We start from the raw sequence: 17,082 nt of genomic DNA, 5'->3' as shown, positions 1-17,082 counted from the left end.
GGAGTCGAGAGCATGGGCGTTGATGTAAACGTCATTTTTCAAATTGCGGGAGTAGGCATCGTTGTGGCATTCCTCCATACGATTTTAGATCAAATGGGGAAAAAGGAGTACGCTCAGTGGGTCACGCTGCTTGGGTTTATCTACATTTTGTTTATGGTGGCAACCATTGTAGATGATTTGTTTAAAAAGATTAAAGCCGTATTTCTATTTCAAGGATAGGGGAGGGCTTACAAATCGACATCATACAAATTGTTGGACTTGGTTTAATCGCTACTTTTTTAGCCTTAATCGTCAAAGAACAAAAGCCAACCTTCGCCTTTATGCTTGTTGTATTTACAGGGTGTGTGATCTTTCTTTATTTAATAGATCAAATCTATGCCATTATCTCGATGATAGAAAAAATTGCGGCAAGTGCCGGCGTCAATATGAAGTATGTTGAAACCATTTTAAAAATTATCGGCATTGCCTATATTGCGGAATTCGGCGCCCAGCTGACAAAAGATGCTGGACAAGGCGCCATTGCATCAAAAATAGAGCTTGGCGGCAAAATTCTCATCTTGGTCATGGCAGTCCCCATTTTAACAGTCATCATTGAGACCATCTTAGGTATGATCCCGTCCATGACTTAATTGAAAAGAGGTGATGACAATGAAACGGGTGACAGCTGTTATGGGACTGATGCTTTTCTTCTGGCTGTTCGCTCCGCACGCAGGTGCAGAAGAAAAAGAGCCGTTATCAAATGAAGCACCAGCAGCAGAAGAAGTGGCGACTGGACAGGCTGATGCACTTGAGCTTCATTCCATTAGTGACTTTTGGGAAACCATATTGGACGAGTATGGCGGCTTTCTGCCAGAAAGCCAAAAAGGAACAGTGAAGGAAATGATTGATGGCGATAAAGAGCTGTCTCCCCAGACATGGCTGAAAGCCTTTGTTCATTATCTTTTTCACGAGGTCATCGCAAACGGAAAGCTCCTTGGTACACTGATTTTACTCACCATCTTTTGTTCGCTTTTACAGCTTTTGCAGAATGCATTTGAACAAAGCACTGTCAGTAAAGTCGCATACGCACTTGTTTATATGGTGCTGATCATTATTGCACTCAACAGCTTTCATGTGGCGATTTCTTATGCAACAGAAGCGATTCAAACGATGACCAGTTTTATTCTTGCTCTTATTCCTCTGTTATTAGCACTGATTGCTTCATCAGGCGGGCTTGTCTCAGCCGGATTCTTTCATCCTGTTATCTTATTTTTAATGAATACGAGCGGCGTTTTTATTCAATATGTCGTTCTTCCGCTTATTTTTTTATCAGCGATATTGAGCATTGTCAGTACGCTGACTGAACAATACAAGGTTACCCAGCTTGCCCAGCTGTTAAGAAATGTGGCGATAGGCGGGTTAGCCGTTTTTTTAACTGTCTTTCTTGGCGTCATTTCTGTGCAAGGTGCATCTGCTGCGGTTACGGATGGTATCGCACTTCGTACAGCCAAATTTATTACCGGAAATTTCATCCCCGTCCTTGGCAGAATGTTTACAGATGCGACGGATACCGTCATCAGTGCCTCTGTATTACTTAAAAATACGGTCGGACTTGTTGGCGTTGCTATTCTCATTTCAATTGCCGCTTTCCCTGCGATCAAAGTGCTCTCGCTAGCCCTTATATATAAGCTTGCCGCAGCCATTCTTCAGCCATTAGGAGGCGGACCGATTATCAGCTGCCTTGATGTCATTTCAAAAAGTGTGCTTTATATCTTTGCTGCACTTGCTGTCGTGTCGCTCATGTTCTTTTTAAGCATTACCGTCATTATCACTGCTGGCAACCTGACCATGATGATGAAGTAAGGAGGGGACACCTTTTGAGTTTTCTCACGGAATGGATCACAAGTATTATTCTCTTTATCTTATTTGCGATTGTCATTGATCTTCTGCTTCCCAATTCAAGCATGCAAAGATATGCCAAAATGGTCGTCAGCCTCCTGTTGATTGTGGTGATGCTCAATCCGATTTTTGCTTTATTTCGGGCAGACCCTGACCAAATTTTCTCAGAATTGATGAAGGGAAAGGAAGAAGCACAGTCAGAAGAAATAAAAAATCAGATGAATTTAGAAAAAAAAGAAATACAAGCCTCTCAGCGTGCATATATTTTAAAGCAAATGGCTGTCCAACTAGAAAAAAGCGCAAAGGAGCCACTGGAGAAGGAGAGCTACGAAATGAAACACGTAGAAGTGCTGGCAGATGAAGAGCAGCTGGATCAGAATATGGAGGCGGATCAATTTCGCATCAAAGCAGTTCTTTCCCCGCTCACAGGTGATGCTGTAGAAACGGTGGCAAAGGTGGACATTGATCTCTCCAGGAAAAAGGAGGAAAGCGCTGGATCTTCTAGCAAAGAGATCAAGAGGGTGAAAGAGACGCTTGCTGATGTTTGGAATACGAGTCCTGAGCACATTGCGCTGAACATTGAGGGAGGTGACGCAGCAGATCATGAATAACAAGGACTGGAAACAAAAGCTGAAATCATTCTTGCAGCCGCCTGAAAAAGGTGAAGGGAAACCAAAATTAACGAAGCACCATTACTTGCTGCTTGTATTCATCATCGGCGTATCTTTCATGTTAGTCAGTCAGATCTTGTCACCGCCATCAAGCAAAGAACAAGCTGCTGTTCCTGCTTCTAAAAAAACAACCTCACAAGAGCAGGAGGTATTCAAGCCGGCATCGTCAAGTAAATCAAAGAATTCGATTGAAGATGTGGAGCAAGAATACGAAAATCAGCTGAAAGAAATTTTAGAGACCATTATTGGCGTTGAGGATGTATCGATTGTGGTCAATGTAGACGCAACTTCTTTAAAAGTGTTTGAAAAAAACAAATCCAATAAAAGCACAACGACCGAAGAAACAGATAAAGAAGGCGGCGTGCGAAGTGTCACCGATCAAACAAAAGAAGAAGAAATCGTCATCATCAAAAATGGCAATGAAGAAACGCCAGTCGTGGTGCAAACGAAAAAACCAGATATTCGAGGTGTTCTCGTTGTTGCTCAAGGAGTAGACAACGTTCAAATAAAGAAAACCATCATTGAAGCGGTTACACGAGTGCTTGACGTACCGAGCCATAGAGTGGCTGTTGCCCCTAAAAAAATCAAGGAGGATTCGGAATGATGTTAAAAAAACAAACGGTTTGGCTATTAACGATGCTAAGTTTAGTTGTCGTCTTAAGTGTGTACTATATCATGTCTCCACAAGGTGAAAATGCAGTGACAGTAGAAGAGATGAAATCAAAAGGAACGGAAGAGAAAAAGACTGAACCAGAAAAAGGGATGGACAAAGGAACGGAAAAAGGCGCTGATGAGAAGTCCACTGACAAAGAAACAAATGGTAAACAAGAGGATATCGAAACAAGCGGTGAAGAAGGAAAGGCTGTGTCAGAGCAAACAGACGATGAGCTTTTTACAACATACAGATTAGAGCTTGAAGATAAACGAAGCAAACAGCGTGAAGAGTTCAACGAAATCGTATCCAGTGATGATGCAACAGCACAAGAAAAAAGCGAAGCTTATGACCAAATGACAGCGCTTAGTGAAGCAGAAGGAACGGAGCGTCAGCTCGAAACCTTAATTAAAACAAAAGGTTATAAAGATGCGCTAGTGAGTGCAGAGGGAGATAAAGTGAGCATCACAGTTCGTTCTGACAAAAAATCAAAGTCCCAAGCGGCCGATATTATTGATATGGTCACAAAAGAAATGAGAGGTCTTGATAACGTAGCGGTCACTTTTGAGCCCTCCAATGAATAAAAAATGAACAGGCGCCCTTTGCCGTAAAGGGCGTTTTTTGATGCGGTTTGGTGCCCTCTCCAAGGTGCTCTCACAAAGCGCTTCGCCACAATAGTAGTTGAATTCAATGAAATCCTCCTGTAAGATGGTTATAGTATGTACTTTTAGTACTAGCCTATAAAGAAAAAGATAAATCCATACATAGGGGTGCAAATCCATGTTAAAAATTGAAGAAATTCATGAACTGATTAAATTAATTGACGAATCAACAATTGATGAATTTACGTACGAAAACGAAGGTGCAAAAATCAAACTGAAGAAAAATAAAGAAGTCGTTCAGCAAGTAGCGGCACCAGTGGCTCCTGTCCAAGCAGCTCCAGCTCAACAAGCTCCTAAAGCACAAGCTCCAGCTCAGACCGAAGCCCCTGCACAAGAGGCAGCTGCGTCTGAAAATCTGCATAAAATCACATCCCCAATGGTTGGCACATTTTATGCTTCATCTTCACCAGAAGCAGATCCATATGTGACATCAGGTTCTAAGGTGAAGGAAAACACAGTTGTGTGCATCGTAGAAGCGATGAAACTGTTTAATGAAATCGAAGCAGAAGTAAAAGGTGAAATCGTCGAAGTATTAGCTGAGAACGGTCAGCTTGTAGAATTCGGACAACCCCTCTTTCTAGTGAAAGCAGAGTAAGGAGTACGATCATGATTAAAAAGCTATTAATTGCAAACAGAGGAGAAATCGCAGTTAGAATTATCCGCGCTTGTAAAGAGCTTGGAATTGAAACAGTTGCGGTATTTTCTGAAGCGGATCGCGATGCGCTTCATGTTCAAATGGCTGATGAAGCATATTGCATCGGACCGACTGCTTCAAAAGATAGTTATTTAAATGTCACGAATATTGTTAGTGTAGCCAAATTAACAGGGACAGATGCCATCCATCCAGGATACGGCTTCCTTGCTGAAAATGCAGACTTCGCAGAGCTTTGCGAGGAATGCAATGTCATCTTTGTTGGGCCAACTGCGTCAGCGATTTCCAAAATGGGAACGAAAGATGTCGCAAGGGAAACAATGAAAGATGCTGGCGTTCCGATTGTTCCTGGTTCTCAAGGAATTGTAAAAGATCTTGATGATGCTGTTTCAACAGCAGCAAGTATTGGGTATCCTGTGATTATAAAAGCAACTGCCGGCGGCGGTGGTAAAGGAATCCGTGTAGCTCGTACCGAAGAAGAGCTTATTAACGGTGTCACCATCACGCAGCAGGAAGCAGCGCAAAACTTTGGTAACCCTGGCGTCTATTTAGAAAAGTTCATTGAAGACTTTAGACACGTTGAAATCCAAGTGCTTGCAGATCAGCATGGCAATACCATTCATTTAGGAGAGCGTGATTGCTCGATTCAAAGAAGAATGCAAAAGCTTCTTGAAGAAACGCCATCACCAGCGCTGAATGCAGACATCCGTGAGCAAATGGGTGAAGCAGCCGTAAAAGCTGCAGAAGCTGTTGAATACACTGGTGCTGGAACAGTCGAATTCATTTATGATTATAATGAAGAGAAGTTCTACTTCATGGAAATGAATACCCGTATTCAAGTAGAGCATCCTGTAACAGAAATGGTCACAGGTGTTGACTTGATCAAAGAACAAATTAAAGTCGCATCAGGTGAGAAGCTTTCTCTTACACAAGAGGATGTCGTATATGAAGGATGGGCAATCGAATGCCGTATTAATGCAGAGAACCCAGAGAAAAATTTCATGCCTTCAGCTGGTGAAATTAAAATGTATCTTCCGCCAGGCGGTCTAGGAGTACGTGTTGATTCTGCCGCTTATCCGGGCTATGTGATTCCGCCATATTACGATAGTATGATTGCAAAGGTGATCACATATGGTAAGACGAGAGAAGAAGCGATTGCGAGAATGAAACGCTCGCTTCAAGAATTCGTCATTGAAGGAGTCTACACAACGATCCCATTCCATCTAAGATTGCTTGAGCATGAAACATTTGTGAGTGGTAATTTTAATACGAAGTTTTTAGAAACATACCAAATCATGAAATAATCACAGCTTTCGGAGGTGAATGATCGTGTCAGAAAACAATTTGCTTGAAATGAACCTTGATGAAGATCAATTGGGAAAAGTGCAAATTGCACCAGAAGTGATTGAGGTCATTGCTGGGATCGCCGCTTCAGAAGTCGAAGGCATTGCCGAAATGCGCGGCAATTTCGCTGCTGATGTAGCAGAACGCTTTGGTAAGAAAAATCACCGTAAAGGTGTGAAAGTAGATGTCTCTGATGAAGGCATCACAATCGATGTATATTGTGTGGTTGAATTTGGCCTATCCATTCCAAAGGTATCCACTGCTGTACAAGAAAATATCCGTCAAACTCTTTTGAACATGACTGCTTTAACGATTAATGAAATCAATATTCATGTCGTTGGTATTCAATTTGATACTAAAGCATCTGAGGCTGAAGTAGATCAAGAAATGTAAAAAAAGAGTTCAAGTGAAACCAAGGAGGCATTGCCTCTTTGGTTTTTTAAAGCCCATTTTTGGGTCATTTCCGAATAATAATGATCTCACACGTTGATTGATTCGTTTTTCGTCACAGCTCGCATGGATCTTGGTGCGACCACGGTCAAAATATGTTATGATCTCTGTATGGCTTAACGACAAGCGGATAAAGTGGTTAAAGGAGTAAATAATGAAAAGAAGAACTGCAAGAGAAAAGGCGCTACAAACATTATTTCAAATTGATGTGAGCAATATTGATCCGAAAGAGGCCATTACACATGCGCTGGATGAACAAGAATCAGATCCTTTTTTCGAGGAGCTGGTTTTCGGTGTGCTTGAACAAAAGGACAAGCTCGATGACATGATTTCACAGCATCTAGTGAATTGGAAACTCGATCGTATTGCAAACGTAGACAGAGCCATTTTAAGGCTGTCTGTGTACGAGATGGTGTATCAAGAAGATATCCCGGTTAGTGTCTCAATGAATGAAGCGATTGAACTGGCCAAATTATTCGGTGACGATAAAGCATCGAAATTTGTAAATGGAGTACTTTCAAACATTAAAAACGACCTAAAGCAGCAATAGGAGGATTCGACATGACAGCAACAATCATCGATGGGAAAGAAACAGCAAAAGAAAAGCGTGAGCAATTAGCAAAAGAAGTAGAAGAGCTAAAACAAAAAGGTGTCACACCTGGTCTTGCCGTTATTCTAATCGGTGATGATCCGGCTTCACTTTCTTACGTACGCGGGAAGAAAAAAGCAGCAGAAGCAATGGGGATGCATTTCCAGCTAGATCATTTAGATGCTTCTTTAACAGAAGAAGCATTGCTTCAGCTGATTGATCAGTACAATGCGAACGATCAATTCCACGGGATTCTTGTTCAGCTTCCACTGCCAAAACATATTTCTGAAAAAGCCGTGATTGAACGTATTTCGCCTGAAAAAGATGTTGATGGTTTCCATCCATTGAATATCGGGAAAATGCTCCTTGGGGAAGACACATTCCTTCCATGCACACCAGCAGGCATTGTTGAATTACTAAATAAAACGGGCGTCAGTCTTTCTGGAAAAGAAGTCGTTGTTGTCGGACGTAGCAATATTGTCGGTAAACCAGTAGGACAATTACTGTTAAACGAAAACGCAACGGTTACTTATTGCCATTCAAGAACAGCGAATATTTCAGAACATACGTTGAAAGCGGATATTTTAGTTGTTGCCGTCGGTCGAGCAAACTTTATTAAAGCTGACCAAATTAAAGAAGGCGCTATTGTGATCGATGTAGGAGTCAATCGGTTGGATAATGGAAAGCTTGTTGGAGATGTTGATTTTGAAGAGGCAAAAGAAAAAGCTTCTTATATCACACCAGTCCCTGGCGGAGTCGGTCCAATGACGATTACGATGCTTGCACATAATACGGTTAAATCAGCAAAACGTACATTAGCATAAGCTTTATCCATTCATCCACCTGCATGCTGCTGGTGGATGAATGTGCGTTTTTGAAGAGGAGGAATACGTCATGAGTGAAAAAGCCTTTGTGACGGTCACAGCCCTTACAAAATACATAAAAAGAAAATTTGATGTTGATCCGCATTTAGAAGATATTTGGATCAAAGGTGAGCTATCCAATGTCAAGATTCATTCAAGAGGACATGTGTACTTCACCTTAAAAGACGAAAACGCACGCATGCAAGCTGTCATGTTTCAGCGCTCTGCGGCGAAGCTGCCTTTTTCACCTAAGAGTGGAATGAAGGTGTTTGTACGCGGCGGAATTCAAGTCTATGAACCAAGCGGCAACTATCAATTATATGCAAAAGAAATGCAGCCTGATGGTGTTGGTGCTCTTCATCTCGCTTATGAAGAGCTGAAGAAAAAGCTAGCAAGTGAAGGCTTATTTGATGCGCGCTATAAAAAGCCAATCCCTGAATATCCAGAGGTTGTTGGTGTCATTACGTCTCCAACAGGAGCGGCTGTTCGAGATGTCATTACGACCATTAATCGGCGCTATCAGCAGGCGAAAATCATTGTGCTTCCGGCGCTCGTTCAAGGTGAGCATGCGACCCGTTCCATCGTAGAGCGGATTAAGGAAGCGAATGAAAAACAGCTCTGTGATGTCTTGATTGTCGGAAGAGGAGGCGGTTCGATTGAAGAGCTTTGGGCTTTTAATGAAGAAGCTGTCGCAAGAGCCATCTTCGCATCAGACATTCCAATCATATCTGCAGTTGGACACGAAACAGACTTTACGATCAGTGATTTCACTGCAGATATGAGAGCACCCACACCAACAGGAGCAGCCGAACTTGCTGTTCCAAGCACGACCGATTTAATTGAACGAATCAAATCAATCGATATACGGCTAACAAGAGCGGTAAAGAATCGAACCTCACAAGCGAAGGATCGTCTTGTGGCGCTGCAATCCTCTTATGCCTTCCGTTTTCCAAAACGATTACAGGAGCAAAAAGAGCAGCAATTCGATTTGGTATTTGACCGTTTTCAAAAACAGCTATCGAGGCAAATTGAGCTAAAACGCAGTCAGCTAGACCGCCAGACATACAGGCTGAAGCCGCTTCACCCTAAAGAGCAGCTGCTTCAAGCGAAAAAACGCCACGCCAATGAAACAGAACAGCTCATTCGCAGTATGAATGTGCAAATGAAAACAATTCATTCGCAGTTCCAATCGGTTCTTGGTAAACTAAATGCATTAAATCCACTTCAAGTGATGGAAAGAGGCTATAGCTTAGCCTATAAAGAAGATGAACTAATAAAAAGTGTGAACCAAGTAGAGACGCAGGATCAGCTGACCATCACGATGAAGGATGGACGTCTGATTTGTGAGGTTATTGAGAAGGAGGGGCAATCAACATGACAGAATCCAATAAACAAAAAGAAGAACAAATGACATTTGAAGAGGCGATGAAAGGTCTTGAGAAGATTGTGGGAAAGCTCGAAGAAGGAGATGTACCACTTGAGCAGGCCATTCATTATTTCCAAGAAGGGATGACCCTTTCGAAGCTTTGTCATGAAAAATTACAGCATGTTGAAAAGCAAATGGATTTCATTTTAAAAGAGGACGGTGAGCTAGCTCCCTTCTCAGTGAAGGAGGCCGATGCTGGTGACAAGTAATTTAAATGAATTTTTAACAACACGAAAACAGACCATTGAAGATTATTTATTTACATATGTTCAGGAATTGACGATTCCTGAAGACCTGAAATCTTCTATGCTCTATTCTCTTAAAGCGGGCGGGAAAAGGCTTCGACCTGTTCTCGTTCTTGCTCTTCTAAATGCCTACGGTAAAAACGAAGAAGACGGTATACCTGTCGGCTGTGCGGTTGAGATGATTCATACGTATTCATTGATACATGATGACCTTCCTTGCATGGACGACGATGACCTTCGCAGAGGAAAACCGACAAATCATAAAGTGTACGGAGAAGCAACAGCGGTTCTCGCAGGTGATGCCCTTTTAACAGAAAGCTTCCGCCTGATTACATCTCAGCTGTCTAGCAGCGTCTCTGCTGACAAAAAGCTCAGAATTGTGGATGAGCTTGTAAAGTCAGCAGGTGCTCTAGGAATGGTTGGCGGTCAATTTGACGACATGGAAGCAGAGCAAAAGCAAGTATCGCTTGCTGAACTAGAATCCATTCACGCCCGTAAAACAGGAAAACTCCTTACGTTCAGCGTCGCAGCAGGTGCAATGCTAGCAGGAGCATCAGATGACGATATCGAAAAGCTAAGGGAATTTAGCTATCATATTGGCATTGCGTTTCAAATCCGTGATGATATTTTAGATCTCGAAGGAAGCGAAGAAAAAATCGGAAAACGGGTCGGCTCTGATACAGCAAATGAAAAGTCGACATATCCTTCTTTATTAACGCTTTCAGGAGCAAAAGAAAAGCTGCATGAGCACATCACACGTGCAAAAGAAATTGTCTCAAATCTTCAATTAGAGCAGCAATTGTTGCATGATTTATGTGATCTAATTGCCTCAAGAGATCATTAAAAACAGCCTAGATTTGAGGGTCCTCGAGCAATTGTGGTAAACTGTAAACAGTTTATTATGATGAGACAACTCTTATTCCCTATTGGTTTTCAAAGGAATGAGGCATTATAGATGTATATAGAAATTTTGTTGAAAGCGAGTTGATCCTAATTGGATCTTTTATCAATAAAAAATCCAACGTTTCTAAAAGGAATGTCAAATGCAGAATTAGAGGAGCTTAGCGCTGACATTCGCATGTTTTTAATTGAGTCCTTAGCTAACTCTGGTGGGCATATCGGTCCGAACCTAGGAGTCGTTGAACTGACTGTTGCGCTTCATAAAGTATTTGACAGCCCAAAAGACAAATTCCTCTGGGATGTTGGACATCAGTCTTACGTTCATAAGCTGTTAACGGGAAGAGGGGCGGAGTTTGATACACTTCGTCAATATAAAGGGCTTTGCGGTTTTCCTAAACGAAATGAAAGCGAGCATGATGTGTGGGAGACAGGTCACAGTTCAACCTCGTTATCTGGCGCGATGGGTATGGCGGCAGCGCGTGATATCAAAGGGACAGATGAATATATCCTGCCGATAATCGGAGACGGTGCACTAACCGGAGGTATGGCGCTAGAAGCTTTGAATCATATCGGTGATGAAAAGAAAGATATGATTGTCATATTAAACGACAATGAAATGAGTATTGCACCAAACGTCGGTGCGATTCACACAATGCTTGGCAGATTACGTACAGCTGGCAAATACCAATGGGTAAAGGACGAGCTTGAATATTTATTCAAGCGCATTCCAGCTGTAGGTGGAAAGCTTGCTGCCACAGCAGAGCGTATCAAAGACAGCCTCAAATATCTACTTGTATCTGGCATGTTCTTTGAGGAAATGGGATTTACCTACTTAGGTCCTGTCGATGGACATTCGTATGAAGATCTTTTTGAAAATCTTGAATATGCAAAGAAAACAAAAGGTCCGGTTCTTCTGCATGTCATCACGAAAAAAGGAAAAGGCTATCAGCCGGCAGAATCCGATAAAATCGGGACTTGGCACGGTACAGGTCCATACAAAATTGATACAGGTGATTTTGTAAAACCGGCAGCAGCAGCTCCTTCTTGGAGTGGTCTCGTTAGTGAAACGGTCAGAAAGCTGGCGCGGGAAGATGAGCGGATTGTTGCGATCACGCCTGCGATGCCTGTTGGTTCAAAGCTTGAAGGCTTTGCGAAGGAATTTCCAGAGCGGATGTTTGATGTAGGAATTGCCGAGCAGCATGCAGCCACAATGGCAGCTGGGCTTGCGACGCAGGACATGAAGCCATTTTTAGCGATTTATTCAACGTTCCTGCAAAGAGCCTATGACCAAGTGCTACACGATATTTGCCGTCAGAACCTTAATGTATTTATTGGCATTGACCGTGCGGGACTTGTCGGTGCAGATGGAGAAACCCATCAAGGTGTGTTTGATATTGCCTTTATACGTCATATGCCGAATATGGTGCTCATGATGCCAAAAGATGAAAATGAAGGACAGCACATGGTCAATACAGCCATTCAGTATGATGACGGTCCTATTGCTATGCGCTTCCCGCGCGGTAATGGGCTAGGTGTCAAAATGGATGATCAGCTGAAAACCATTCCGATTGGGTCCTGGGAGGTTCTTCGTCCAGGGAAGGATGCTGTGATTTTAACATTTGGTACGACAATTAAAATGGCGCTCCAAGCTGCAGAAGAACTTCAAAAAGAAGGGAAATCGGTTCGTGTTGTCAATGCTCGTTTTATTAAGCCTCTTGATGAAGCGATGTTAAATGACATTTTTTCTGAAGGTATTCCAATTTTAACGATTGAAGAAGCTGTGCTCCAAGGCGGATTTGGCAGCAGCGTCTTAGAATATATACACGATAAGAAAGCATGTCATATAAAAGTAGAACGTATGGGCATTCCAGATGAATTTATTGAGCATGGAAGTGTTGATGCCCTGCTTGAAGAAATTGGTTTGACGAAAGCACAGGTTGCTGACACTTTACGTGACCTGCTTCCCGCAGCACCAAGAAAAGGAATTGGATCATGACATCAAAGAAAGAACGACTTGACGTTTTATTAGTCGAACAAGGACTAATGGAAACGAGAGAGAAAGCAAAGCGTGCCATTATGGCAGGGATCGTTTACTCAAATGAAAACCGTTTGGATAAACCAGGAGAGAAAATCGCTCGTGATACACCGCTCACTGTGAAAGGGAACCCTCTGAAATATGTGAGCCGCGGCGGATTAAAGCTGGAAAAAGCGCTAAAAGAATTCGACTTAACCGTTGAAGGGAAATTGCTAATTGATATTGGTTCATCAACAGGTGGATTTACAGATTGTGCGCTTCAAAATGGAGCAGTCAAATCATATGCTGTTGATGTTGGCTACAATCAGCTTGCGTGGAAATTAAGGCAGGATGACAGGGTAATCGTCATGGAGCGCACCAATTTCCGTCATTCCGTCCCAGCAGATTTTACTGAAGGATTGCCAGAAGTAGCGTCAATTGATGTCTCTTTTATTTCACTTAAACTCATCCTTCCGGCTTTAAAGCACATTCTTGTCCCGGGCGGAGACTGTATTGCACTCGTCAAGCCTCAATTTGAAGCAGGCAGAGAGCTTGTTGGGAAAAAAGGCATCGTGCGAGATCCATCGGTCCACCTTGGTGTACTCGAAGAGATGAATGAATTTGCTGCAAAAGAAGGCTATGATGTGAAGGATGTATCATTTTCGCCTATTACTGGCGGAGACGGGAATATTGAGTTCCTTCTCCATTTAGTGCTTCATCCCGATCAAGAAGAGAATGCGGCACTTCCGGTTTCAGAGCTTGAAAAGATCGTCAAGGAAGCCCATTCTGTATTGAAAGAAAAGAAAAACAGTCCTGAGCCGGCTGACACATGAGGTTGAAACAAAAGGAATAATAGCTCGCTATTATTCCTTTTTACATGGCCAAAAGATGAGAGTTGACCGTTTCTCACGTAACGCTTGTTTTTTGAACTGTGGTTCATATAACATAGAACGTAAAGACAAACTGAGATCAAACGCCTAGGGGGGTCAAAAATGAATAAAGGTCAAAGGCATATCAAGATTAGAGAAATCATCGCGAGCCAAGAGATTGAAACACAAGATGAACTAGTCGATATTTTAAAATCCGATGGATATAACATTACACAAGCGACCGTTTCAAGAGATATTAAAGAATTGCATTTAGTGAAAGTGCCAACGAACAATGGAACATATAAATACAGCCTTCCAGCGGATCAGCGGTTTAATCCGCTGTCTAAACTAAAGCGATCCTTAATGGATGCATTTATTAAAATGGATGCTGCCAGTCATTTAATCGTCCTCAAAACCATGCCGGGTAATGCACAGGCTATTGGGGCTTTAATGGATAATTTAGATTGGGAAGAAATCATGGGAACCATTTGCGGAGATGACACCATTTTGATCATTTGCCGCACTCCAGATGATACGGAAACAGTTTCAAGCAAAATTTTAGAGCTTCTATAAAGAATCAGGTTTACAAAAAGAGGTGTCAAATGAGTGTTAGCAGAACTAACCATTAAAAACTTTGCAATCATTGAAGAGTTAACAGTTTCATTTGAAAAAGGACTCACAGTCCTAACAGGGGAAACAGGTGCAGGGAAATCCATCATGATTGATGCTGTCTCACTTCTTGTGGGAGGTAGAGGGTCGTCTGAATTTGTTCGTTATGGTGAGAAAAAGGCTGAGTTGGAGGGGCTTTTTCTTGTACCAGCAGCTGACCACCCTGTATTTGCTTTATGCGAAGAGCATGGAATTGACGCAACGGATGAAATGATGATTCTTCGCCGTGATATGAACAATAACGGGAAAAGCATATGCCGCATTAATGGCAAGCTCGTTACAATCTCACTTTTACGCGAAGTAGGACGCCTTTTGCTCGATATACATGGACAGCACGATAACCAGTTATTGATGGAGGATGAAAATCATCTGCATTTACTCGATCAATTTGGAGCAGAAGAAATTGCACCTGCTCTGTCACAATATCAAGAAGCATATGAGCAATATACAAAGACAGCCCAAAAGCTAAAACAGCTCTCTGAGAATGAGCAGGAAATGGTGCACCGGTTAGATTTACTGCAATTTCAGCTAGAAGAGATTGAAGCGGCACAATTAGAGCCGGGAGAAGATGAGAAGCTTCAAGAAGAGCGCCATCAGATCAGCAACTACGAAAAAATCTTTTCCTCACTCCAAAACGCCTATAATGCCTTGCGCAATGAGCAGGGGGGACTTGATTGGGTTGGCATGTCATCGAGCGAGCTCGAGCAGGTTTCTGAGATCAACGACGATCTGAAAAAGCTATCAGAACAAGTGTCGAACTCTTACTATTTATTAGAGGATTCGACGTTCCAAATGCGAAGCATGCTGGATCAATTAGAGTTCGACCCAGCACGTCTTGATTTAATTGAGTCTAGGCTGAATGAAATGAAGCAGTTAAAACGAAAGTACGGGACAACGGTTGAGGAAATTTTGGAGTATGCGGCGAAGATTGAAGAAGAAATCGATCAAATTCAAAATCGAGACAGTCACCTGCAGACGCTTAAAAACAAACTGGATGCAATGAGCCGTGACGCCCTGCTTGAAGCACTTAACGTTTCGGAGCTTCGTAAAAAATGGGCCAAAAAGCTAGCGAAGCAAATTCAAACAGAACTAAAGGATTTGTATATGGAAAAATCAACGTTTGATACATCCTTTTCCATTCGGTATGCGCCTTTTAGCAGCACGGATAATCCGCTGCTAGATGGAAAGCCCGTCCAGCTTGGAAAAAACGGAATCGACCAAGCTCAATTTGTGATTTCTACTAATCCTGGCGAACCGATGAAATCTTTATCAAAAGTTGCCTCGGGTGGAGAAATTTCACGTGTTATGCTCGCCGTGAAAAGTATCTTCTCGGCCAAACAAGAAGTCACTTCCATTATTTTCGATGAGGTCGATACGGGCGTAAGCGGCAGAGTTGCACAGGCGATTGCCGAAAAAATTTACAAAGTGGCGGCTGGCTCACAAGTGCTCTGCATTACGCACCTCCCGCAAGTAGCAGCAATGGCTGACACGCACCTCTTCATTTCTAAACGCTCTAAAGCAGGCAGAACACTGACAAGCGTCAAACCATTAAGTCATGAAGAAAAAGTGAGTGAAATTGGCAGGATGATTGCGGGTGTGGAAGTCACTGAACTGACAAAACAGCACGCAAAAGAATTGCTGCATCAAGCAAATGATGTCAAAACAACAGGGTAGCTGAAAAACCAGCTGCCTTTTTTATATTGTGTCAAAATCGCTGTATATACGCACGAAATCGTCTTTTTCTTTTATCAATTTATCCAATCATTTTCTATAGCTGCCGGTTATAAATCAAAGCGAAGAAGGCAAAAGTAAAGATGTAGCCAAAACATGAGTGTTCTGGTGTGGGTAAGGAGCGAGGAGAGTGAAAAATGAATGCCCGAAAAGATGAGAAAAGCCATTGGTGTGATTCTCCTTGTTTCTTTAATAAGTACAGGGTTTATGAGCATAGTGAAGGAATACATCAGCATTCCAACAAATGTTGCTGTATTTGAAAAACAGAAGCACTCAATTGACACATCAATAGAAGCGTCAGCCAATGCTTCTTCACAAGCCTTTAGTCTTTCAGAGAAAAAGAATCAGCTTGAAGTAACAGGACAAAAGGCGGGAAAAGCCGAAATTGTTTATGATTTTAAAGGATTTCCTATTAAGAAAACAAAAGTCGACGTTCTCCCTGAATTAAAAGTCGTTCCTGGAGGACAATCCATTGGCGTCAAGCTCCACTCTGTAGGAGTTCTCGTTGTAGGTTTTCATCAAATCACAACAGTAGACGGCAAAAAATCACCAGGCGAAGCCGCAGGCATTCAATCAGGGGATATGATCATTGAAATCAATGGTCAAAAGATGGAGAAAATGAATGACCTCACCCCATTTATCCAGAAAGCAGGGAAAACAGGTGAAACGCTTCGTTTACTCTTAAAAAGAGACCATAAAACTTTTCAAACAACATTAACACCCGCAAAAGATGCAAGTGAAGGCACCTATCGAATTGGTCTTTACATTCGAGATTCCGCAGCAGGAATCGGCACGATGACCTTCTTTGAACCATCTTCTAAAAAATATGGTGCCCTAGGGCATGTCATTTCTGACATGGATACAAAAAAACCAATTGTTGTCGACAATGGTGAAATTGTCAGATCAACCGTAACATCGATTGAAAAAGGCACAGGAGGCAATCCTGGAGAAAAATTGGCAAGATTCTCTTCCGAACGAAAAACGATAGGGGATATATCCCGCAACAGCCCATTTGGTATCTTTGGTAAGTTAACCGAAAAGCTTGAAAATCATGTATCAGATAAACCGCTTCCAGTCGCTTTATCAAATGAAGTAAAAGAAGGTCCAGCAGAAATTTTAACCGTTGTGGATCATGATAAAGTGGAGAAGTTTGATATTAAAATCGTCAGCACGACTCCGCAGAAATTCCCGGCAACAAAAGGGATGGTATTGAAGGTAACAGATGAGCGTCTTTTAAGTAAAACGGGCGGTATCGTCCAAGGCATGAGCGGAAGCCCTATCATCCAAAACGGAAAAGTCATCGGGGCGGTCACACACGTTTTCGTCAATGACCCGACAAGCGGCTACGGCGTACACATTGAATGGATGTTGTCAGAAGCAGGCATCGATCTTTATCAAAAAAACAAAAAAGCAAGCTGATCATCAAACTGCCGCGAATCTTCCGGCAGTTTTTTTCTTCCCTTTCTT

Annotated in this window: 19 protein-coding genes; all 19 read left to right on the top strand. The window is 42.3% G+C overall.

Translation table 11 applies throughout. The features are described 5' to 3' along the window. Positions 1-12 precede the first annotated feature (12 nt). Entirely contained in the window at positions 13-219 is a 207-nt protein-coding gene (gene spoIIIAC / locus MHB79_RS11200; RefSeq protein ID WP_003153142.1) for a stage III sporulation protein AC, read from the top strand. Continuing rightward, positions 216-629 carry a stage III sporulation protein AD gene (gene spoIIIAD, locus MHB79_RS11195; protein ID WP_095117840.1) on the top strand — a complete coding sequence of 138 codons (414 nt, stop codon included), beginning with the start codon at positions 216-218 and terminating at the stop codon, positions 627-629. The genes spoIIIAC and spoIIIAD overlap by 4 nt, the downstream gene beginning before the upstream one ends. 19 nt (positions 630-648) lie before the next feature. Continuing rightward, the gene (gene spoIIIAE, locus MHB79_RS11190) at positions 649-1,842 is read left to right on the top strand and encodes a stage III sporulation protein AE (RefSeq protein ID WP_003215689.1); all 1,194 of its coding nucleotides are present in this window, start codon (positions 649-651) and stop codon (positions 1,840-1,842) included. Between the two features lie 14 nt (positions 1,843-1,856). After that, on the top strand, positions 1,857-2,489 hold the full coding sequence (gene spoIIIAF / locus MHB79_RS11185; protein ID WP_340989772.1) for a stage III sporulation protein AF: 633 nt from the start codon (positions 1,857-1,859) through the stop codon (positions 2,487-2,489). Further along, positions 2,482-3,153: a stage III sporulation protein AG gene (gene spoIIIAG / locus MHB79_RS11180; RefSeq protein ID WP_012010535.1), complete on the top strand. Its 672-nt coding sequence runs from the start codon at positions 2,482-2,484 to the stop codon at positions 3,151-3,153. The genes spoIIIAF and spoIIIAG overlap by 8 nt, the downstream gene beginning before the upstream one ends. After that, entirely contained in the window at positions 3,153-3,785 is a 633-nt protein-coding gene (locus MHB79_RS11175; RefSeq protein ID WP_003216063.1) for a SpoIIIAH-like family protein, read from the top strand. The genes spoIIIAG and MHB79_RS11175 overlap by 1 nt, the downstream gene beginning before the upstream one ends. 196 nt (positions 3,786-3,981) lie before the next feature. Further along, positions 3,982-4,458: an acetyl-CoA carboxylase biotin carboxyl carrier protein gene (gene accB / locus MHB79_RS11170; protein ID WP_003215926.1), complete on the top strand. Its 477-nt coding sequence runs from the start codon at positions 3,982-3,984 to the stop codon at positions 4,456-4,458. An 11-nt stretch (positions 4,459-4,469) separates the two neighbouring features. Continuing rightward, positions 4,470-5,819 carry an acetyl-CoA carboxylase biotin carboxylase subunit gene (gene accC / locus MHB79_RS11165; protein ID WP_003215702.1) on the top strand — a complete coding sequence of 450 codons (1,350 nt, stop codon included), beginning with the start codon at positions 4,470-4,472 and terminating at the stop codon, positions 5,817-5,819. A gap of 25 nt (positions 5,820-5,844) precedes the next feature. Then, positions 5,845-6,252: an Asp23/Gls24 family envelope stress response protein gene (locus MHB79_RS11160; protein ID WP_034620383.1), complete on the top strand. Its 408-nt coding sequence runs from the start codon at positions 5,845-5,847 to the stop codon at positions 6,250-6,252. 211 nt (positions 6,253-6,463) lie between these two features. Next, positions 6,464-6,859, top strand: coding sequence for a transcription antitermination factor NusB (gene nusB / locus MHB79_RS11155; RefSeq protein ID WP_003216031.1), 396 nt, complete (start codon positions 6,464-6,466; stop codon positions 6,857-6,859). Between the two features lie 11 nt (positions 6,860-6,870). Next, on the top strand, positions 6,871-7,722 hold the full coding sequence (gene folD / locus MHB79_RS11150; protein WP_003215670.1) for a bifunctional methylenetetrahydrofolate dehydrogenase/methenyltetrahydrofolate cyclohydrolase FolD: 852 nt from the start codon (positions 6,871-6,873) through the stop codon (positions 7,720-7,722). A gap of 70 nt (positions 7,723-7,792) precedes the next feature. Next, positions 7,793-9,139: an exodeoxyribonuclease VII large subunit gene (xseA, locus tag MHB79_RS11145; protein ID WP_003215822.1), complete on the top strand. Its 1,347-nt coding sequence runs from the start codon at positions 7,793-7,795 to the stop codon at positions 9,137-9,139. Continuing rightward, positions 9,136-9,396, top strand: a complete 261-nt coding sequence (locus MHB79_RS11140; protein WP_310426207.1) for an exodeoxyribonuclease VII small subunit — start codon at positions 9,136-9,138, stop codon at positions 9,394-9,396. The genes xseA and MHB79_RS11140 overlap by 4 nt, the downstream gene beginning before the upstream one ends. Next, positions 9,380-10,276 carry a polyprenyl synthetase family protein gene (locus MHB79_RS11135; protein ID WP_278254569.1) on the top strand — a complete coding sequence of 299 codons (897 nt, stop codon included), beginning with the start codon at positions 9,380-9,382 and terminating at the stop codon, positions 10,274-10,276. Before MHB79_RS11140 ends, MHB79_RS11135 begins: the two co-directional genes overlap by 17 nt. Positions 10,277-10,426: 150 nt before the next feature. Then, a complete protein-coding gene (gene dxs, locus MHB79_RS11130) occupies positions 10,427-12,328 on the top strand; it encodes a 1-deoxy-D-xylulose-5-phosphate synthase (protein ID WP_340989769.1) in 1,902 nt (633 codons plus the stop codon). Continuing rightward, a complete protein-coding gene (locus MHB79_RS11125) occupies positions 12,325-13,179 on the top strand; it encodes a TlyA family RNA methyltransferase (protein ID WP_106029159.1) in 855 nt (284 codons plus the stop codon). The genes dxs and MHB79_RS11125 overlap by 4 nt, the downstream gene beginning before the upstream one ends. Before the next feature lie 159 nt (positions 13,180-13,338). After that, positions 13,339-13,788 carry a transcriptional regulator AhrC/ArgR gene (gene ahrC / locus MHB79_RS11120; RefSeq protein ID WP_003215836.1) on the top strand — a complete coding sequence of 150 codons (450 nt, stop codon included), beginning with the start codon at positions 13,339-13,341 and terminating at the stop codon, positions 13,786-13,788. A gap of 33 nt (positions 13,789-13,821) precedes the next feature. After that, positions 13,822-15,558, top strand: coding sequence for a DNA repair protein RecN (recN, locus tag MHB79_RS11115; protein WP_003215540.1), 1,737 nt, complete (start codon positions 13,822-13,824; stop codon positions 15,556-15,558). Positions 15,559-15,756: 198 nt separating this feature from the next. Beyond that, positions 15,757-17,034, top strand: a complete 1,278-nt coding sequence (gene spoIVB, locus MHB79_RS11110) for a SpoIVB peptidase (RefSeq protein ID WP_340989767.1) — start codon at positions 15,757-15,759, stop codon at positions 17,032-17,034. Positions 17,035-17,082 lie beyond the last annotated feature (48 nt).

Origin of the sequence: Bacillus sp. FSL M7-0558, assembly GCF_038003245.1 — a bacterium.
Taxonomy (GTDB): domain Bacteria; phylum Bacillota; class Bacilli; order Bacillales; family Bacillaceae; genus Bacillus; species Bacillus pumilus.
This window is presented reverse-complemented; position numbering and strand designations above follow the sequence as displayed.